The sequence below is a fragment of the Bacillus sp. JK106 genome (assembly GCF_053663355.1).
The window spans coordinates 979,459-999,076 of record NZ_JBSJQC010000001.1; the positions used below are offsets into that span (position 1 = coordinate 979,459).

Sequence of the window (19,618 nt, forward strand, 5' to 3'; positions counted from 1 at the left end):
TCTACTCCTTCAAAACAGCTTCAATGTATTTTTCCGGATTCAGCAGATTCTCAGCCGTCTGATTGACATACGGCGAAACCCATTCGGTTCCGAGCCCGAACAGAAGCGACAAAAGGAGAAAAGCGGCTGCCGGATAAAGAAGTCCTTTTGCGGACCGTCCGCCTGCGCCGGGGATTTCTTTTTCTTCCCCCCAAAAAGCCGTCGTAAAAACCTTCAGCACCGAATAGAGCACAAGCAGGCTTGATAAGAGAATCAATACGGAAAACAATGTTTCCCCCTTATCGAACCCGCCTTCCGCGATCTTCAGCTTGCCCACAAATCCGCTGAACGGCGGGATGCCGGCCAAAGATATGGCTGAAATAAAGAACATCCATCCTAAAACGGGATAACGGGTGATCAGTCCGCCCATTTTATGCAGGCTGGCAGTGCCTGTCAATGCGATAAGCGAGCCGGCAAGCATAAACAGCGCTCCTTTAATCAGCATATCGTGAATCAAGTAATAAACCGCTCCTTGAATGGAGGCCGGCGTGTTCATGGCAATGCCGAACAAAATCACGCCGACGGCTGTAATAATATTGTAGATGACGATTTTCATGACATCCGAAAAGGCGATAGATCCGATTACGCCGAATAGCACCGTCAGCATCGCAAGCCACATCATCAATTGGTGGGTAAAGCCCGTATCGTGAATAAAGATCAGGGTGAATACCCTTAAAATGGCATACAGGCCGACTTTCGTCAAAAGAGACCCGAATAAAGCCGAAATTGCAGCCGGCGGGGCGTAATAAGAGCCCGGCATCCAGAAATACAGCGGGAATATCCCGCCCTTTAAACCGAAAACGACGAGAAGAAGGACGCCGATCACGGTTATCAGCCCGGTCTGGCCCGATTCGCTTATTTTTACGCTTAGATCAGCCATATTCAGCGTGCCCGTCACCGCATATAAGTAACCGACGCCGATGACAAAAAACGCGGATGACACAATGTTAAACACGATATACTTCAATGATTCTCTTAATTGAATTTTCGTTCCGCCAAGCACGATCAGCATGTAGGACGCGATAAGCAGAAGCTCAAAAAAGACGTACATGTTGAACAGGTCACCCGTCAAAAACGCTCCGCTTACGCCGGCCAGAAGAAACTGCACCCCTGAATAATAGAAAGCGCGCTCCCTTTTTTCTCCGATGGAGCGGAAGGAGTACAGGGTGACGAGCAGCCCAATTATGGCGGTTGTCAAAACAAGCAGTGCGGCAAGCTGATCCGCGGCGAGCACAATGCCGTACGGCGCTTTCCAGCCGCCGAGTGTCAGCGTCTGAATCCCGTGTGTGAAAACCGTCTGAACGAGAGCGGCGCTGATGACGATGGAGACACAGGAAGCGGCAGTGCTGAATATCCGCATCAGCATCACGTGCCTGTTCATAAAAATCAGCAGCACTGCGGCAAGCAGCGGCACCAGAATGGGCAATATCACAAAGTTATTCATGTTGATCATTTCCCCTCATTCGATCCATATCGTCCGTTTTCAGTTCCTGATAGGCGCGAAACGCCATCACAAGCAGGAAGGACGTGACGCCGAACGAAATAACGATCGCCGTCAGTATGAGTGCCTGCGGCAGCGGATCGACAAACGACGTGCTTTTTCCGCCCAGTATGGGAGGAGCGCCTTTTTTCAGTCCGCCCATGGTCAGGAGCAGCAAATGGACGCCGTGGCTCAAAAGCGCGGTGCCGATAATCACGCGCAGCAGACTTTTAGAAAGCAGCAGGTAGGTTGCCGCCATAAACAAAATACCGGCAATGACAGACATTAAGATTTCCACTATTCTTCCTCTCCAATCGTTTGAATAATGGTCATCGTCACGCCGACAACAACGAGATACACACCTAAATCAAACAAAGTGGCCGTCGCAAGCTCCGTATTCCCGAGCACCGGGAGATGAAAATGGCCGAATGTATGGGTGAGAAAGGGCGCTCCGAATAAGAATGAACCTGCACCCGTTGCAATCGTGATAAGCAGACCCGCGCCCGCCACATAAATAAAATTGACGGGCAAAATCGATTTAACGGTTTTTAAATCAAAGGCCAAAAGCAGCAGCACGATGGCCGAAGACGTAATCAATCCGCCGACAAATCCTCCGCCGGGAGCGTTATGCCCCGATAAAAATAAATAGAAAGAGAAAAGCAGAATGATAAAAGATACAAGTTTCGTTGCCGTCTGAAGGATGATGTCGTTTGTTTTTTGCTGTCTCAACGCTCTTCTCCCTCCTCTTTTACTTTTGTTCTGATCATGCCGTAAATCCCGAGTGCGGCGATCGACAGCACCGTGATTTCAAACATCGTGTCAAATCCCCTGAAATCAACGAGGATGACGTTGACGATATTGTTTCCTCCCCCGAGCTTATGGCTGTAAGCGGTGAAAAAGGAGGAGATGCTGTCTTTTGTTTTTTCGCTGGAAGACGCGATTCCGAGCATTGTCACGATGACGCCGACACCGAGAGAAATGATAAAATTCGTCATCCGGAATGTTCTTGTCTTCTTTTTCCGCCGCATTTTCGGCAGATGGTAAAAACAAAGAAGAAACAAGGCGACGGATATCGTCTCAATGACAAGCTGCGTGAGCGCCAGATCGGGCGCTCTGAAAATCACGAAAAACAGCGCGAGTGTGTACCCGACAACACCGAGTGAGATAATGGCCGTCAGCCGCGATTTGGCGAACACAGTCGCAATCGTTGCGCTCACCATAACGAGGGACAGCATGATTTCATACAGGCCGATCTCAGCCATGCCTTTCGCTGTCATGGAAAAGCCGCCTTTCATGACGAACGCCGCTCCGATGAGAATGATAAACGACGTAAAGATATACAGCAGATAATCCCGCAAAAATCCGGTCATATAAGATGACGTCAGCTGGTAAGATTTTTTTTCCATACTGCCCGTCACCGCATCGTAAAGCTTGTTCAGCGTCAGTTTTTTCGGAAACAGACCGTACAGACGCTCCCATTTAGACAGCGTTACGTAACCGATCGTGCCGACAATGATGATGCCGAGGGTCATCATTACCTCAGCCGTCACCCCGTGCCACTGGGAAATATGGACATGGAATGTATCTCCGCCGGTTAACAGAGCGGGATAAATGGAGTTCATCGCCGGTTCAATCAGGCTGTAAGACAAAACGTTCGGGGCAAAAAACAGACTGACGGCGCAAGCGGCAAGAATCACCGGCGAAATCAGCATGCCGAGCGGAGCTTCATGCGGCGTCTTTTCAAGCTGAGCAGATTTAGGCGCGCCGCTGAACGTTCTGAAAAACAGCTTCATGCTGTAGATGAAAGTGAAGACGCTCCCGATCCATGCGAGAACGGGGAACAGCACGCCCCACGTATCCAGGCTGAAAATATCTGCATGAGCAATCCGCAGCATACTTGTAAAGAACATTTCTTTACTTAAAAAGCCGTTAAACGGAGGGAGGCCGGCCATGGAAAACGTTCCGATCAGTGAAACGGTAAACGTTACCGGCATGAGCGCCATCAGGCCGCCGAGCCTGCGGATATCCCGCGTTCCCGTTTCATGGTCGATAATGCCGACCGCCATAAATAAACTTCCTTTAAAAGTAGCATGGTTAATTAAGTGAAACACAGCCGCGGTGACAGCCGCCGTAAAATACTCTGAATGCTGATAATGAAGCGCGGCGGCTCCTGCGCCGAGCATCGATACAATCATACCGAGCTGGCTGACTGTGGAAAATGCCAGAATCGCTTTTAAATCGGTTTGTTTAATCGCATTAAAGGAAGCCCATACCATCGTGATCAGACCGACTGAGGCAACCGTCCAAAACCAGACGGGTGAAAAAGCAAAAACCGGACTGAATCTGGCAATCAGATAAATACCCGCTTTCACCATTGTAGCCGAGTGCAGATAGGCGCTGACAGGAGTCGGCGCCTCCATGGCATCAGGCAGCCAGATATAAAACGGAAACTGCGCTGATTTCGTAAAGGCCCCCAATAACAGGAGAACCATCGCCGGAATAAAGAACGGATGGCCTGCGATAATATGCACCTGGTTGACCATTTCCCTGATACTGAAAGAATCCGTCATCAGATACAGCAGGATAAAGCCGCCGAGCATGCACAGCCCGCCGCCGACGGTAATCAGCAGTGATTTTTCCGCCCCGTAGCGTGATTTCTTCCGCTTATGCCAATACCCGATTAATAAGAAGGATGACAGGCTTGTCAGCTCCCAGAACATATAAAGCACGATGACGTTATCGACGAGCACAATGCCGAGCATCGCGCCCATAAACATCAGCAGGTACACATAAAAGGGGCCGAGCTTTTCTTTGTCCTTCGATAAGTAAAAAATACTATAAAGCGTCACCAAAGAGCCGATGCCCGTAATCAATAAAGCGAATAACAGCCCGAGTCCGTCAATATAAACGGTATAGTTAATACCGAGGGACGGAATCCATTCGGCCGCATACCGGACGGTTTCCCCAGCCATTGTGACAGGGAGCTTGCTGATAAAGTAAACAAACAGCACAACGGGCACTATCAGCACAAACCAGCCTGTATGGACTTGTTTTACCCGTTTATAAAGAAAGGGAACGATAAATGCAAATAAAAAAGGCGCCAAAATCGCGAAATGTAACAGCTGCAACAGAAGACCTCCTTTGCTTGTTTTTTCATCAAGCAACTGCTTTATGTAAGAATGAATCAATCAATTCACGGTCATAGGACCCAGTACAAATTATATCGCACTTTTTTTTACCCTGCTACGGCATAATGTATTCCTCTTTGTGTTTTTGTGGTCTTTTGAACCCAAAATAAATTTATCAAATATCCGGATCTTTGTATATACATTTCTTTTTCAGATCAAGCTTTACAAAAGGAGCTGGTCAGATGAAGAGAAAGGCGGCGGCTTGTATTGGAATATTTTGTTCTATTATTGCAGGAACATTCATAGCAGATGATTTCTGCAAAACGCGGCAGCAGACGGAGGCAGATGATTGGGAGCGTTTTTTTCTCGGTGCGGAATACGCAGAAGACAAGCTGAGTGCGGCTGAATCAATGCAAACGCCGTTTCAGCCGCGTGAGTATATCAGAATCGTATATAGATGAAAAGAGTTCCGGCACCAGGGTGCGGAACTCTTTTTGTGTGGCAATCAGCGTTTTCCTTTAATATAAGGGATGCCGTTGGCTTTAGGCGCATCCGCGCGGCCGATGAAGCCGGCAAGCGCGAGAATGGTCAGAATGTAAGGAGCCATCAGCATGTATACATTCGGAATGTCTTTGAACAGGGGCAAAAGCGAGCCGATAATGCTCAAACTCTGCGCAAACCCGAAGAACAGCGCAGCCCCGAGCGCGCCGATCGGATGCCATTTGCCGAAAACCAGCGCGGCGAGAGCGATAAAGCCTTGTCCGGAAATGGTGGAGTGCGTGAAATCAAGCGCGATCGTGGAAGCATACACACCGCCGCCGAGCCCGCCGAACAGCCCGCTGATCATGACGCCGATATAGCGCATGCCGAACACGTTGATTCCCATCGTATCGGCCGCCATCGGATGTTCCCCGACAGAACGGATGCGGAGGCCGAACGGCGTTTTGAATAAAATAAACCAGGAAACAAAGGCCAGTACGATGGCTAAAATCGACGTATAATATACGTCAGAAAAGAAAATCTTTCCTAAAACCGGAATATCGCTTAACACGGGAATGTTCGTTTTGTAAAAGGGCTCCGGGATTTTATCAGTCTGCGCTTTTCCGTAGATCAGCTTGACGATAAACAGTGTTGCTCCTAACGCGAGCATATTGATCGCCACACCGGTTACCGTCTGATCGGCGCGGAAAGAAACCGCGGCAGCCGCGTGGATCAGTGAGAACAGTCCGCCGGCAATCATAGCCGCAGCCAAGGCGAGCCACGGAGCGGCGGCGCCAAGCTCGCGTCCGAAAAATAAGTTGAACATGACGCTTGTAAAGGCGCCGATAATCATCAGTCCTTCAAGACCGATGTTGACAACCCCCGATCTTTCAGAAAACACGCCGCCGAGAGCGGTTAAAATAAGCGGAGCCGCATATACGAGTGTTGCCGGGACAATAATGGATAAAATCTGCAGGAAGTCCACTTACTTCGCCCCCTTTTTCTTCAATTTATCAAGGATGAGACGGATGGCGTAGCTTGATGCCACAAACAAAATAATAATGGCGATGACGATGTCAACGACTTCAGAAGGCACCCCGGATTCAATCGGCATATTTAATGCCCCGACTTTAAGGCCGCCGAGAAGACATGCCGCCAGAACAACGCCGATTGCCGTGCTGCCGCCGAGAAGCGCAACCGCAATGCCGTCGAAGCCGACGCCGGTAAAGGCGCCCTTAACCGCCGCATATTGAAAGGTTCCGAGTCCTTCCATCGCGCCGGCAAGCCCTGCGAAGGCGCCGGAAATCATCATGGCGTACATCATATTTTTTCTGACGCTCATTCCGGCGTATTGTGCGGCGTGCTGGTTAAAGCCGACAGCCCGGAATTCAAATCCGCTTTTTGTTTTATGAATGATAAACCACATGAGGACTGCCGCAAACAGAGCGATCAGAATGCCCCAATGAAGGCGGGAGTAATCTGTCAGCTGCTCTAAAAACGGCGAGCGGAGCGACGCGCTTTCATGAATTTTGTCTGTTTTGTCCCGGTGGTCCGTCATGACATCGGAAATGAGATAATTGGTTAAATGAAGAGCGATATAATTCATCATGATCGTGACAATCACTTCGTGGACAAAAAAACGGGCTTTTAAAAATCCGGGAATCAGGCCCCAAATGCCGCCCGCAGCCGCAGCCGCCAATAATGAAAGCGGAAGGTGGATGTAAGCGGGGGCGTCAAAGGAAGCGCCGACCCACACCGCGGCGGTCCAGCCGACAAGGAGCTGTCCTTCAACCCCGATATTAAACAGGCCGGTCCGAAATGCGAATGCCACGGCCAATCCGGACAAAATATATGGCGTAATCTGCCGGATCGATTCCCCGATGTAATACACTTCACCGAAAATGCCGCTCCAAAGAGCCGAATACCCGCTTACGACATTGTAGCCGCTGGCGAGCATGATGACCGCACCCGCAGCTAATCCAAGGATGATCGCAATCAGCGGCACAGCCAGATGAGAAAGTCGATTAATCATGTGTTTTCCCCGCCTCCATTTGCTTACTACCCGCCATTAAAAGTCCGAGCTCCTGCTCGTTTGTTTCGAGCGGATTGACGTTTGCGATGATGCTGCCTTCAAAGATGACGGCGATGCGATCGCTGAGATTCATTATTTCATCAAGTTCAAAAGATAACAGAAGCACCGCTTTACCGGCATCACGCTGCTCAATGAGCTTTTTATGGACGAATTCAATCGCGCCGACATCGAGTCCCCGCGTCGGCTGGGCCGCAATTAAAAGATCCGGATTTCTGTCCACTTCCCGGCCGATAATGGCCTTTTGCTGATTCCCCCCGGAGAGAGCGCGCGCAGGCGTATATTCATCAGGTGTTCTGACATCGTATTCTTCAATCAGGCTTCGCGCTTTGTCATAAATCGTGTGTTTATTTAATATGCCGAAAGAAGAGTAAGGCTTTTGGTAATAACTTTGCAGCACGATATTTTCTCCGATCGGAAAATCAAGGACGAGCCCGTGTTTATGCCTGTCCTGCGGAATATGCCCGATGCCGGCTTCAGTGACTTTCCTGGGCGGCATGTTTTGCAGCTGTTTGCCGTTTAACATGATCGTGCCGGCATTTGTTTTTCTGAGACCTGTAATGGCTTCAATTAATTCAGACTGGCCGTTCCCGTCAACGCCCGCAATGCCGACGATTTCACCGGCTCTGACAGAGAGGGAGAGCTGTTTGACCGCCTCAACGCCGCGCGCGTCTTTCACCGTTACATCAGAAAGCGAAAGCACTTCTTGTTTCGGTTCAGCCGGCTGTTTATCCGTCTTGAATGACACTTCGCGTCCGACCATAAGGCTTGCCAGTTCATCTTGATCCGTATGTGCGACATCAAGTGTTGTAATGCCTTTTCCTTTCCGGATGATGGTGACACGGTCGCAGACTTCCATAATCTCTTTTAATTTGTGGGTGATGAGGATAATTGATTTTCCTTCATTGACAAGATTTTTCATAATCTGAATCAGTTCTTGAATTTCGTGCGGAGTCAGCACCGCGGTCGGCTCGTCAAAAATGAGAATGTCGGCGCCCCGGTAGAGGGTCTTTAATATTTCCGCCCGCTGCTGCATACCGACGGAAATATCGGCAACTTTGGCTTCGGGATCAATGTGCAGGCCGTAACGGTCGGAAATATCGCGCACGTCCCGGGCGGCGCGCTGTCTGTCAATTCGGCCGAAAGTTTTCGGCTCTTTTCCGAGAATGATATTTTCTGAGACGGTGAAGGTATCCACAAGCATAAAATGCTGGTGCACCATCCCGATGCCGAGATCGTTGGCTTTGTTCGGACTGTTGATGTGAACGCGTTCGCCACGCACCCGGATCTCGCCTTTTTCCGGCTGATACAGGCCGAATAAAACGTTCATGAGTGTCGATTTTCCGGCGCCGTTTTCACCGAGAAGGGCGTGTATTTCGCCTTTTTTCACTTGAAGCGTGACGTCATCATTGGCGACGATTCCGGGAAATTCCTTGCGTATATTAAGCATTTCAATGATATAATCCACCGATTTGTCGCTCCTTTTCAGAGATACTTTGATGAGAAAGAGCTTGGCAAAAGAAAAGCTGCAAGAGATGCAGCTTTTCCTTCACCGCTCTTTTCAAAAAAGAGAGGGGATAAGCACGAAAGTCTCCTTATCCCCTGGTTCTTACTCAGCCTTGAAGGATTTCAATTCTTTTTCAGTTGAAGGGATCACGAGTCCGTCCGCGATTTTCTTCTTCCAATCGTCTGTTGCTTTGATGACATCGTCAGAAAGGTTCTCCTTGTGATCCGAGATGCCGACTGCATCTTGCGCCAAACCGTATGTTAATGTTTTGCCGCCCGGGAATTTACCGTCGCTCGCTTTTTTCGTTAAGTCCTCCACGGCAGTATCCACTTTTTTGACCATTGATGTGAGAGTGACATTGTCTTTTGTTCCTTTGACTTGGCCTTCCGCATACTGGTCTTTATCGACACCGATAACCCATACGTTCCGCTTCGGATCTTCTTTTTTCAGATTTTTCGCTTCTGTGAAGACGCCCGTTCCCGTTGCGCCGGCCGCGTGATAAATGACGTCAACGCCTGATTTGTACATGCTTTCAGCCGTCGCCTTGCCGACATCGGCTTTGTCAAACCCGCCCGCATATTTCACTTCGACGGTCGCTTTCGGATTTGCGGCTTGTACACCCGCGCGGAAGCCGATTTCAAATTTTTTGATCAATTCGGACTCCATTCCGCCCACGAATCCGACTTTTCCCGTTTTGCTCGATAGCGCAGCGGCCGCTCCCACGAGGAATGAACCTTCCTGCTCCTTAAATGTAAGGCTCGCCACGTTGTCTTTTTTGACAACGGCGTCAATGATCGCAAAATTTGTGTCTTTGCGCTGATCGGCGATTTCGCTGATGGAATCCTGCATCAGATACCCGACGCCGTAAATCAGGTCAAAGTGTTCCCGCGCTAATTTATTTAAGTTCGTTGTATAATCTGCATCTGATTTTGATTGAAGATAGTCAAAACCGCTTTTGCCTTTTGTAAGCCCGTTGTCTTTTCCGAATGCCTGGATGCCTTCCCAGGCGGACTGGTTAAATGATTTGTCATCAACACCGCCGATATCCGTTACCATGCCGACGGTAAAGTTTTTGCTGCCGGAGCCGTTTGCTTTGTCACTTGAACCGCATGCGCTTAATATGGTTCCGGCCGCTGCAATGAGCGCCATCGCCATTCCGATTTTGCGTTTTTTCAAAGATATAACCCCCCTGTAAAATATGGCTGTGCCGTTCAATTCAGACTTGAGTCCCCGTGCCGGATGCAGAATCGAAAAAACTTTCTGATAATAATGATGAGACGTCTCTCTTTTTCCCGCCTTGAGCGGCTGTCTCTTCCGGGTTCGGGACTTATGACTTATCTGAAAAGATCTGCTAACCAATCATAATTTATCATTTTACCCGCCATAAATAAATAGAAATTTGCTTATTTTTTAAAAAATATAATTTTATGAATCGGCTTCCTCATCTGGATAAAACAGAGGAGGATCAGCCGGGTCATTATCCTTATATAGCATATCAAAAAGGAATCTCAAGCCTTTTGTCACGGGATATGACAGTCAAAAAGCACCGTTCACAGCGAAACGGCGCTTTTTGACATTATAAATATTGTTTGATGCTGCTGACATTGCCGGTGTTGATATGATATTGAAAGACGGGTCTGCCGATCGTGCCGTACGCCATCTCTACATTCAGCACTTGTATGTCTTCCAGAAATTTAAGGTATTTCCGGATGGAGACTTGCGAGATTTCAGTATGCTTGGCGAGATCTTCCGTGGTAAAAGAGCCGTCGCCGAAAGACTCAATGCTCGCCCAGATGAGTTTAAGCGTGCTCTTTGTCAATCCCTTCGGAAGGTGAACCTTTTCCGCCGCTTCTTTCTTTTGAAAAAGCTCGGCATCCAATTCTTTCTGTGTCATGCTTCTGTGTGATTGATAAACTTTCTGCTTGCGTCTGTAGTCGGAAAGAGCGGTTTGAAAGCGGTCAAATTCAAATGGTTTGATTAAATAATCGACGGCGCCGTACCGAAGCGTTTTTTTAATGACGTCCAGCTCGCTTGCGGCCGAAATGACGATGACATCAACCGATTCATTCTGCTTGCGGATTTCCGTTAAAAGCTCAAGCCCGTTTTTTCCCGGCATGTAAATGTCAAGAAGGATGAGATCGATATGATGCTCGCTCAGCACGTGCAGCGCGCTTTGAAAGGATGATGCGATCCCTTTCAGCTGAAATCCTTCAATCTGGCTGAGATAGCGCTTATTTAATTCACCCACCATGGGGTCGTCTTCAACTATGAGTACATTAATCATCATTTTCCTCCTTCGGTTCATACGGAATGCGAAGACTGAAAGTCGTTCCTTCATTCTTTTCACTTGTCACAATCATATGGCCTTTTAAATTTTCTGTTGCCTGCTGGGTGAAATAGAGGCCGAACCCCCGGTTTGTCCCTTTCGTGGAATAACCTTGTTCAAAAATACGGGCTTGGTCTGCCGCAGACATTCCGGCTCCCGTGTCCGTAATCTCTATATCAAGCTGGCGATCCTGAAACCGCATCGAGCACGTAATGTTTTTTTTCGGCATCTGCGCCACCGCGTCGAGCGCGTTGTTTAACAGGTTTCCGATAATCGTAATGAGCTCATGGATGACGGCCGGATCCGCCGCATTCGGAATCAGGCTGCCGAGCTGAATGTCCAGATCAGCGCCCTGCTCGCGTATGTAGCTTTGTTTTCCCAGAAGAAACCCTGCGAGAACCGGACTTTTGACATCACTTATAATCTCGCTTGTTTCCGTCTTCTGCTGAATGGCAATGTCTTTAATGTAAGTGCCGAGATCATCGTATTCTTTTAACTGGACAAGCCCTAAAATGACATGAAGCTTATTCATGAATTCATGAGACTGGGCTCTTAATGCGTTTGCATACATTTTAACACCGGACAGCTGTTCTGCTAAATGTTTGACCTCCGTTTTGTCTCTGAACGTGGCGATCGCTCCGACGGTTTGTCCTTTCAGATGAATCGGAACTTCATTAAATACCAGCTCAAGTCCGTTAATGCGGATATCTCTGTCCTGAAGCGGTTTTTTCGTTTCAATCACCTGTTTCAGTCGGCTTTTCGGGAGAATATCGTTCACATCTTGATCGACCGGATTAGTCGGAATACCCATTTTAATAAAAAGCCGTTTCGCCTCTGCATTGGCAAGCTTTATTTTTCCCCGCGCGTCAACCGCCAGGATGCCTTCCTTCGTTGATTCGAGCATGGCGCTCCGCTCTTCCAGGAGGGTGGCGATTTCATAAGGCTCAAGACCGTACATAATGTTTTTGACGGTGCGGGCGACAATCACGGCTCCGATTACGCCGACAAAAATACTTACGCAGATGATGAAATAAAGCGGTCTCAAACTGTGGCTGACGACATCCTGTATTTTGTTAAGCGAAATTCCGACCGAAACGACGCCCACTTGTTTTTTATCTTTTCCATAGATCGGTACGAAGGCTCTCATGGATTTTCCGAGAGTTCCCGCTGATGTGCTCGTTTTGATATGGCCGTGCAACGCCGGCTGTTCGTCTCCGCCGGTGAATTTCTTCCCGATTTTATTTGCGTCGGGGTGGGTGAGGCGGATGCTGTTCATATCCATCACCACGACAAATTCGGTTCCTGTCGTATGCTGGACATCCAGTGTATAATTCCGGAGCTCTTTCAGCCCTTTTCTTGTTTGCAATGCCTGCGCGACACTCGGTGTTTCCGCGACCAGCTTTGCGGTGCGCAGCGCGGTTGTCCGTTCTTCTTCTTTCACGCGGTCTGCGGTCTGGACGCTGATCGTGAAAAAGGTGATACAAAGTGCGATAAGGACGACAATACAGACGAATATCGTTAATCGGGTTTGCAATTTTAATGTTTTTTTCATAACAGCCTTCCTTACGTTTATCATTCCCGCGTTCTACTTTACTCCGAAAAAGCCTGTTTGTGAAGATCAGGCCCTTATTTCGTAAAAGTGAGGAAAAATGGAATTTTTTATCTTGTCAATGTGTTTTAAGTCCTCCATAATAAGTGAGGTAGATTACAGAAAGGGACTTTTTATATGAAAAATACTTATTGGACGGGTTATTTTCCGCTCGTTGCGATTCTGCTTTTTAGTTCGTCATTATCCATTTCTACCTCGCTTTATGTCATGAAGATACTTCAGACGCTCGGCATGTATCAGGGGATGCTGGATTATTTCTCTGAGAAAGGGATCAGACTGGCGCTTTTTGCAGCGTTCGCCCTTGTGTATTTTATGCTTTTTTCGGCTTTGAAGCTGATTGCAAACACAGTGACAGAGCTGTCTCTTTTGTTTTTCACAAATGACCCTGAAGGGGACAATCTGAAAAAAATCAGATTAGGCTCTTTAATTTATGTAGGCGGAGGAATTCTTTCCTTTGCGCTCGTGCAGAATGGTTTTTGGATTGCGGCGTTATTTGCCGTTGTTACGCTCGTTTATTTGATTTTCATGGTGTACAGAATCTATTCGACACTCTCGATCGTTTCGCTGATCGGTTTTATATTGCTTGAGATTCTGTTTTGGTTTACTTTTGTTATCGGTATTTTGTACATCTTTATCAAGCTTTATAATAGCATAATGGCTAGCTTACCTGTGTAAGCTAGCCATTTTTGTTAAGACAGAAATCTGTTTTTGATCTCAGGGGAGGGGAGCATGCATGCTTCCCTTTTTCCGAACCATTTGTAACGGCGCCGGGCGATGAAAGAATAGGCTCTGTCCCTGAGGGGGCGGGGCACTGCGAAAAAAATTGCTGACAGCCGCCAGGCTCCGCGGAGATGACGCGAAACCTTTAACACGGCTGCGGATTTTTTGTATATCCGCCCGTTTTCGATAAAAATCATGCTGTCAAATTGTTCTGTCGGAAGTCCTTCTGATGCCAAAAGCTCCCGGGCGGTATCTGATTGCAATGATGCAAATGAGATTTTGCCGGCCGGATCGCGTTTAATGATGAATTGAACGGCGCCGCTGCATAAGTTGCAGACGCCGTCAAACAAAAGCACGCGGTCCGGAAGCTGAGCTGGTTTCAAAGCGGATCCCCTCCGTTATCTTTAATAAGCTGCCTGCAGCGTGTTTTTCCAGATCGAAAGCTGAGGGCTTGCGTCATGAAGGTATTCGACGCTTGACGGTGTATCCTTGCCGACCCATACCCCCATCGTATAAGCATCCGTCAGGCCGACAAACCACATATCGTGATAGTCATTTGACGTTCCTGATTTTCCGCCGACGTACGGAGCTTTAAAGTTCGCTTTCTTTCCTGTTCCGCTTTTGACGACGGCTTTCATCATTTCTTTGATCTGCATGTTGGTCCGCACGCTGAATACCTGCGCCGGCTCATCTTTCCATTTTAATATCGTTTTTCCTTTTAAATCAGTCACTTTTGTAATCGCGTGACTCGGCGTATAAACGCCGTTGTTGCCGAACGTGGTGTACGCATTGGTCATTTCAAGCGGCGTCATGCCGTTTGTAAAACCGCCCAGCGCCGCAGGCAGACGGTAATCCGCGCTGACCAGCTTCGCGAAATGAAACGGTTCAAGGTAGCTGAACGCCTTATTAACGCCGACGCGGTCCATGATTCTGATGGCCGGTGTGTTGTACGAGTATTTAAACGCCGTTTCCAGGGTAACCGTGCCATACGTGCGGTTATTATAGTTCTGCGGGCAGTAATCCGCACTGCAGAATTTGCTTGCGTCAATCTTGCTGTGCGGCGTTGCGCCGGTCTTTTCAATGTAAGGTCCGTAATCAAGCAGCGGCTTAATGGATGAACCGGGCTGTCTGTATGCTTGATAGGCGCGGTTGAAATCATATTTATGATAATCTTTCCCGCCTGAAAGCGCGATAATCTGATGTGTCTGATGATTAATCACGGCCGCTCCGCCCTGGACGCCTGCATACGGCAGATTTTGATTCACTTGGGCGACGACCTGGTTTTGCATATACGGATTCAGCGCCGTATAAATCTTCACGCCGTCTTTTAACAATGTGCTGACTCTGTCGGAAAGCTCACTCTGTATTTTTTGTTTCGCCTTTCCGGAAGCTTTTTCAAGACGTTTGTCATAGCCTTCGGATGAGGAAACAAGCTGTGTGAATTCATCATTTACATAGGAAACATAGTCAGGATATTTATTTGTTTTTTCGTTTATATCAAGCTTGATCTTTTCCTTTTCGGCTTTTTTCAGCTGTTTCCCGGATATAACGCCTGCTTTTTTCAATCCGTTAAGCAATCTGACTTGTCGTTTTTTCGTATAATCAAAATGCTTGAGAGGATCATATAATGTAGGGTTATTAGGGATGGCGCAGATAAAGGCCATCTCTCCCAAAGTGAGAGATTTCAGCGGCTTGCTGAAATAAAATTGTGCCGCCGAACCGACACCGTATACGCCGTTATTAAAATAAATTGTATTTAAGTAGCCTTCTAAAATCTCATCTTTGCTGTATTTTTTCTCAAGCTGATAGGAATAGGCCAGCTCCGTCAGTTTTCGGCTGAAGGTGCGTTCATGGCTTAAATACACATTCCTTGCCAGCTGCTGGGTGATGGTGCTGGCGCCCTGGTCAATTTTATGATCTTTGAAATTGGAGGCGGCCGCCCTGACCATCCCCATAAAGTCAAACCCTTTATGCTCATAAAAATGGCGGTCTTCAGAGGTTAAAAACAGCTGTTTTACCTCATTCGGTATTTTATTAAAGGGCACGATCACGCGGTTCTCATGATCGCTGACAATCTCAGAAACAAGGCTTCCGTCCCTGTCATACATGTAACTGTTTTGAACCAGGTTGATCGCTTTTAAGTCAATATGTTTATCGAGCACCTGATCAAAAGGCTTGATTTGTTTTACCTCTTTGCCGGAAGCAATAACTGTAAATGCACACAACGGGATAATGCCGAGCAGCAAAATCCATCCGATTATTTTACGTACCATGGTCACTCTCTTTTCTCCTGATTTCTAGCCATATCGTATCATTCTTTTAAGAATACGAGAAGGTTAAATTTAGAAGAAATCGTGATCGCTGCCGGTCAGCCCGCATTTGACGCTGTATCCTTTTGCAGATGTCCCGCCATCCATAAAAGCCCCGCGCCTATTAAAAAGAGAAAGGCGGTGACGTAGAAAGCAGCCGAAATAGAAAAACCGCTTGAGACCGCACCTCCGAGCAGAGGGCCGAGCACGTTTCCGAGAAAACGAAAGCTGACGTTATAGCCGAGCACCTCTCCCTGGATGCTGCCCGGCGCCCTGACGCGGATCGCGGCCGTAATGCAGGGGAGCGTGCCGCCCATGACCATGCCGAACAGAAATCTGAAGACTAACAGAATGGAGAGGGAGGAGGCGAGCGCCTGCGGAATGAAAAACACCGCTGATGCAATCAAAAGCACGATTAAGATCCGGCTGTGGCCGAAGCGGTCGCCGAAGTCCCCCCATTTCCGGGCAAGCAATAAGCTTCCGAGTCCGGTCGCTGAAAACGCCATTCCGGAGAAAAAGGCTAAATTAACAGGTCCGTGCAGCTCATTGACATATAAAGCGAGCAGCGGCTGGATGCTGAAATTGCCGGTCTGCACGATCATGGTAAGCACCATCATCGCCCAAAGCGCGGGCTGGTGAAAAATATAGGAGAGCACCTGTTTTCTGGAATAGGTTTTCCGCTTGTTTTGTTTCTCGCCGAGCGGCTGCTCATTCACCTGAAATAAAACGAGAAGCACGGATACGAAAATAACAAAAGACGTAATAAAAAATGTGTACGTAAACCCGAAGCTGTCAGCGAGCAGCCCGCCCAGCATCGGTCCGAATAAAGTGCCTGACACCTGACCCATCTGCAGCGTGCCGAGCGTTTTCCCGGCAGTCTCTTTCGGCGTCTGCGCCGAAATCATGGCAAGCGATGTCGGAACAAAGCCTGTTACAAGGCCCATAAGCAGCCGCAGGACAAACAGCTGATAAACCGATGTTACAAACCCCATTAATAAAATGCTGACGGCAATGCCGGTGCCTGTAATCAAAAGAATTTTTTTGTAGCCGTGCTTATCGCCGAATCTGCCCCAAAACGGGGAAATCACAAACGCCATTAAAAACGTGACGCCGAACACATACCCGCTCCATCTCTGCACATACCCGCCCGAATGGGGGCTGATCGTTTCGATATATAACGAAAGAAACGGAACAATCATGGTCATGCTGGCGGAAATAAAGAAATTTGTAATCCAAATGACGACGAAGTTCTTCTTACGGACAGAAATAACATCACCTTCTTTAATTTTCGTGTGTCTAATCATTAGTATATAGGAATGAATCCGGTATTTGTATTTTCGATGCGGATATAGGAAAATTCATTATTTTTAGAAAATGAAGAAAGTTTCAGAGGGGAAACTGATATACTATCATAAAATATCATTTTTGATCGGAGGAAAGGCAGGTGTAAAAAAGTGGATCAGCGCAGTCTGCTCATTATTGATTTTGAATTTACGATGCCTGACGGAAAATACAGCCCGCAAAATTTCTTTCCTGAGATTATTGAAGCGGGGATTGTCAAGACGGTGAATGATGAAGTGACTGAAACGTTTTCGAGTTATATCAAACCGAAAAAATTTCCAAAGCTGACGAAACGATGCAAAACCTTTCTGAACATCACCCAAAAAGACGTGGACGGCGGAATCACGTTTAATGAATTCATCCGCAAATTAAATGAGCTTGATCCTGATAAAAACTGCACGATCGTCACCTGGGGCAATATGGATATGAAAGTGTTAAAGCAAAATTGCATGTTTAACCACATCCCTTTTCCGTTCAAAGGAGAACTTCGGGATCTGTCCCTTGAATACAAAAACTTCTTCGGCGACAGAACATTGACCGGCCTTTGGAAAGCGGCGGAAGAGTATGGCGATAAAGGAACGGGCACGCATCACAAAGCGCTGGATGATGCGCGGACGACATACAAATTATTCAAGCTTGTCGAGCGGGATAAACAATATCTTGAAAAACCGAAACCTCCGACGATCGGTGATCGCGTCGATCTGACTGAACTGTTTCGCCGGGCCACATAAAAAAACCCAATCATGCCGACTGGGTCAAGTTCTTTTAAAATAGTCACGCTCTAACGCGGCCAAGTTGGCGAGCGAACGTTCCGCCCATTCTGAGCCGTCCGCTGTAAGCTGATCTTTCAGCCGGGCAGACGCCGCTTGTAAGGAAGCCGTATAATCAGGAACTTCGCCATCAAACGGTTTGACCATCTGATGCGGTATGTTTGTCTGTTCCCCGAATGCAAGCGCTCTTCTTTCATGAAAGAACGGAACATCCGCCTGCTTCGGATGATGAAGATCTCCTTGAGCGGGATGCGTCAGAACGGCTTTAATTTTCACTAAATAGTGATTGGGCCTGACGTCTGTCACTTCCCCTATGTATGCTCCTGTTTTATAAAACCCTTTTACGATTGTGCCGATTTCAAACGAATTCATAGCGTTCACCTCTCTCTAGTTATTCTATAAAAGATCAACGCGATTGGCTAGTGAACAGCTGCCGGAAGCCTGACTGAAGCCGTTGTGCCCGAGTACTCGCCGCTGGTGAAATAGACGGAGCCTTCATGATGCTGAATAATCGAGAATGTCACGGTAAGCCCGAGCCCGGTGCCGTTCGTTTTCAGCGTATAATACGGTTTGCCGAGTTTCTGCAGTTCTTCATCGGACATGCCGATTCCGTTATCCGTAATCTGAATGAGAATCATCTCTTCCTGTTTTTGGACGGAGACCTCGATTCGGCCGTTTTCAGAGGGCACGGCTTCAATACTGTTTTTAATCAGATTAATGAAGGCCTGTTTCAGTTTTTTTACATCGCCGAACACATATAAATCAGGCTCGCTTTGAACAGTCACGGTCACCGATTTAAAATTGGCATAAGACTCCATTAAGGAACCTGTTTCCTTTACGAGCAGAGAAATATCAAACTTTTCTTTTTCATAGTCATCCTGCTTCGCCATATCGAGATAATTCGTAATGATCGTCTGAGCCCGGTCGAGTTCGGACAGCACAAGTTTCTGATATCCGGAGTGGGATTTGTCCTGAAGCTGCTCGCCGCTGAACAGCAGCTGCACAAAACCTCTGACGACCGTAAGCGGATTGCGGACTTCATGGGCGACGCTTGCCGCAAGCTCGCTGACGACGGCCATTTTTTCTGAGTGAATCAGCCTTGCCCGCATGGACGCATTCTCATCGATGATCTCAATCAAATAAATGCACAGCAAAAGGGCGCTGACTTGAAAAAAAACGGATACTGCCGCCTCATAATAAACGGAAGATAGATTTTGAAAATTGAAAATATTGGTCGCGGAATAGATGAAGACAGATGCGGTTAATAAGGCGGTTTCAGTGCAGCCGATGAGAAGAGCGAAAAGCAGTTTCTTCCGCTTTGAGAAAAAAGGCCATTTCGTTTGGAGCTGGATAGGGATGATGATTAAAAAAGGAATTAAGGATAAGAAAAAAAGAGCGGAAGGTTCAAACCATATGAGCTGAAAAAAAACGGATGCCACCCCTGCGGCAAGTCCTGCTGCGGTACCGGAATAAAGCAGGCAGACGATAATGGGAATCAGCTGCAAACCGTAACGGACGGAATGAAGCTCCTGGATGGGAAAAGCCGTACATAATAATGAAGATGACGCTGCAAATACGGCGACCAGCAGGCGGTTCGCTCTCGGTACAAGCAAATCGGGCTTGCTGAGCCAGAAGACTTGATAAAGAAAAATAGGGAATAAAATAAAAGAGAAGTGAAGCAGGTAATCCTTTACAATCTCCATTTATGCGAAATCCTTTCCTATGTAAATATGAATCTATTATAACATCTTTACCGGCAAAAAAAGTATATATTTCTCTAAAGCGAACGCCCTTATCTCGTCTGATAAAGGCGTTCTTTC

Annotated in this window: 18 protein-coding genes; 3 read left to right on the forward strand and 15 right to left on the reverse strand. The window is 47.6% G+C overall.

The window, feature by feature from the left end:
• Window position 1 precedes the first annotated feature (1 nt).
• Genes ACWJJS_RS05085 through ACWJJS_RS05100 form a run of 4 tightly spaced genes read right to left on the reverse strand, consistent with a single transcriptional unit; the run spans window position 2 to window position 4,647 of the window.
• A complete protein-coding gene (locus tag ACWJJS_RS05085; RefSeq protein WP_071392238.1) occupies window positions 2-1,483 on the reverse strand; it encodes a Na+/H+ antiporter subunit D in 1,482 nt (493 codons plus the stop codon).
• Window positions 1,476-1,817 carry a Na(+)/H(+) antiporter subunit C gene (locus tag ACWJJS_RS05090; protein WP_003152063.1) on the reverse strand — a complete coding sequence of 114 codons (342 nt, stop codon included), beginning with the start codon at window positions 1,815-1,817 and terminating at the stop codon, window positions 1,476-1,478. Before ACWJJS_RS05090 ends, ACWJJS_RS05085 begins: the two co-directional genes overlap by 8 nt.
• The gene (locus ACWJJS_RS05095) at window positions 1,817-2,248 is read right to left on the reverse strand and encodes a Na(+)/H(+) antiporter subunit B (RefSeq protein WP_454023373.1); all 432 of its coding nucleotides are present in this window, start codon (window positions 2,246-2,248) and stop codon (window positions 1,817-1,819) included. The genes ACWJJS_RS05090 and ACWJJS_RS05095 overlap by 1 nt, the downstream gene beginning before the upstream one ends.
• Window positions 2,245-4,647 (reverse strand): Na+/H+ antiporter subunit A, encoded by a 2,403-nt coding sequence (locus ACWJJS_RS05100; protein WP_454023374.1) that lies wholly within the window; start codon window positions 4,645-4,647, stop codon window positions 2,245-2,247. The genes ACWJJS_RS05095 and ACWJJS_RS05100 overlap by 4 nt, the downstream gene beginning before the upstream one ends.
• Window positions 4,648-4,889: 242 nt before the next feature.
• On the opposite strand from ACWJJS_RS05100, the gene ACWJJS_RS05105 reads away from it, so the two are divergent.
• Window positions 4,890-5,108, forward strand: a complete 219-nt coding sequence (locus ACWJJS_RS05105; protein WP_070082282.1) for a hypothetical protein — start codon at window positions 4,890-4,892, stop codon at window positions 5,106-5,108.
• 44 nt (window positions 5,109-5,152) lie between these two features.
• Here ACWJJS_RS05105 and nupQ read toward each other — a convergent pair whose 3' ends face one another.
• The 6 genes from nupQ to malK all read right to left on the reverse strand — a co-directional run bounded on the left by nupQ (window position 5,153) and on the right by malK (window position 12,601).
• Complete coding sequence (gene nupQ / locus ACWJJS_RS05110; RefSeq protein ID WP_077722763.1) at window positions 5,153-6,112, reverse strand: guanosine ABC transporter permease NupQ; 960 nt, start codon at window positions 6,110-6,112, stop codon at window positions 5,153-5,155.
• Window positions 6,113-7,159 carry an ABC transporter permease gene (locus ACWJJS_RS05115; RefSeq protein ID WP_012118308.1) on the reverse strand — a complete coding sequence of 349 codons (1,047 nt, stop codon included), beginning with the start codon at window positions 7,157-7,159 and terminating at the stop codon, window positions 6,113-6,115.
• A complete protein-coding gene (locus ACWJJS_RS05120; protein ID WP_015387787.1) occupies window positions 7,152-8,684 on the reverse strand; it encodes an ABC transporter ATP-binding protein in 1,533 nt (510 codons plus the stop codon). Before ACWJJS_RS05120 ends, ACWJJS_RS05115 begins: the two co-directional genes overlap by 8 nt.
• Window positions 8,685-8,825: 141 nt before the next feature.
• Window positions 8,826-9,899, reverse strand: coding sequence for a BMP family lipoprotein (locus tag ACWJJS_RS05125; RefSeq protein WP_179156117.1), 1,074 nt, complete (start codon window positions 9,897-9,899; stop codon window positions 8,826-8,828).
• Window positions 9,900-10,299: 400 nt separating this feature from the next.
• Window positions 10,300-11,007: a response regulator gene (locus ACWJJS_RS05130; protein ID WP_003152077.1), complete on the reverse strand. Its 708-nt coding sequence runs from the start codon at window positions 11,005-11,007 to the stop codon at window positions 10,300-10,302.
• Window positions 11,000-12,601 carry a malate sensor histidine kinase MalK gene (malK, locus tag ACWJJS_RS05135; protein ID WP_015387789.1) on the reverse strand — a complete coding sequence of 534 codons (1,602 nt, stop codon included), beginning with the start codon at window positions 12,599-12,601 and terminating at the stop codon, window positions 11,000-11,002. Before malK ends, ACWJJS_RS05130 begins: the two co-directional genes overlap by 8 nt.
• Before the next feature lie 174 nt (window positions 12,602-12,775).
• On the opposite strand from malK, the gene ACWJJS_RS05140 reads away from it, so the two are divergent.
• The gene (locus ACWJJS_RS05140) at window positions 12,776-13,333 is read left to right on the forward strand and encodes a YufK family protein (protein WP_007408662.1); all 558 of its coding nucleotides are present in this window, start codon (window positions 12,776-12,778) and stop codon (window positions 13,331-13,333) included.
• A 14-nt stretch (window positions 13,334-13,347) separates the two neighbouring features.
• Here ACWJJS_RS05140 and ACWJJS_RS05145 read toward each other — a convergent pair whose 3' ends face one another.
• The 3 genes from ACWJJS_RS05145 to ACWJJS_RS05155 form a co-directional block, all read right to left on the reverse strand.
• The gene (locus tag ACWJJS_RS05145) at window positions 13,348-13,761 is read right to left on the reverse strand and encodes a thiol-disulfide oxidoreductase DCC family protein (RefSeq protein WP_003152080.1); all 414 of its coding nucleotides are present in this window, start codon (window positions 13,759-13,761) and stop codon (window positions 13,348-13,350) included.
• 21 nt (window positions 13,762-13,782) lie between these two features.
• The gene (locus ACWJJS_RS05150) at window positions 13,783-15,657 is read right to left on the reverse strand and encodes a transglycosylase domain-containing protein (protein WP_014305709.1); all 1,875 of its coding nucleotides are present in this window, start codon (window positions 15,655-15,657) and stop codon (window positions 13,783-13,785) included.
• Between the two features lie 89 nt (window positions 15,658-15,746).
• On the reverse strand, window positions 15,747-16,991 hold the full coding sequence (locus tag ACWJJS_RS05155) for a multidrug efflux MFS transporter (protein WP_229154426.1): 1,245 nt from the start codon (window positions 16,989-16,991) through the stop codon (window positions 15,747-15,749).
• Between the two features lie 150 nt (window positions 16,992-17,141).
• Between ACWJJS_RS05155 and kapD the strand changes: the two genes are divergently transcribed.
• Entirely contained in the window at window positions 17,142-17,759 is a 618-nt protein-coding gene (gene kapD, locus ACWJJS_RS05160) for a 3'-5' exonuclease KapD (protein ID WP_003152084.1), read from the forward strand.
• A gap of 24 nt (window positions 17,760-17,783) precedes the next feature.
• Here kapD and ACWJJS_RS05165 read toward each other — a convergent pair whose 3' ends face one another.
• Complete coding sequence (locus ACWJJS_RS05165; protein ID WP_003152087.1) at window positions 17,784-18,170, reverse strand: kinase-associated lipoprotein B; 387 nt, start codon at window positions 18,168-18,170, stop codon at window positions 17,784-17,786.
• Between the two features lie 47 nt (window positions 18,171-18,217).
• Window positions 18,218-19,501 (reverse strand): ATP-binding protein, encoded by a 1,284-nt coding sequence (locus ACWJJS_RS05170; protein WP_454023375.1) that lies wholly within the window; start codon window positions 19,499-19,501, stop codon window positions 18,218-18,220.
• Window positions 19,502-19,618 lie beyond the last annotated feature (117 nt).

Coding starts and splice junctions, on each gene's coding strand:
- malK (WP_015387789.1), bottom strand. CDS start 12,601: ATGAAAAAAACATTAAAATTGCAAACCCGATTAACGATATTCGTCTGT.
- ACWJJS_RS05105 (WP_070082282.1), top strand. CDS start 4,890: ATGAAGAGAAAGGCGGCGGCTTGTATTGGAATATTTTGTTCTATTATT.
- ACWJJS_RS05140 (WP_007408662.1), top strand. CDS start 12,776: ATGAAAAATACTTATTGGACGGGTTATTTTCCGCTCGTTGCGATTCTG.
- ACWJJS_RS05115 (WP_012118308.1), bottom strand. CDS start 7,159: ATGATTAATCGACTTTCTCATCTGGCTGTGCCGCTGATTGCGATCATC.
- ACWJJS_RS05085 (WP_071392238.1), bottom strand. CDS start 1,483: ATGAATAACTTTGTGATATTGCCCATTCTGGTGCCGCTGCTTGCCGCA.
- ACWJJS_RS05155 (WP_229154426.1), bottom strand. CDS start 16,991: ATGATTAGACACACGAAAATTAAAGAAGGTGATGTTATTTCTGTCCGT.
- ACWJJS_RS05165 (WP_003152087.1), bottom strand. CDS start 18,170: ATGAATTCGTTTGAAATCGGCACAATCGTAAAAGGGTTTTATAAAACA.
- ACWJJS_RS05130 (WP_003152077.1), bottom strand. CDS start 11,007: ATGATTAATGTACTCATAGTTGAAGACGACCCCATGGTGGGTGAATTA.
- ACWJJS_RS05170 (WP_454023375.1), bottom strand. CDS start 19,501: ATGGAGATTGTAAAGGATTACCTGCTTCACTTCTCTTTTATTTTATTC.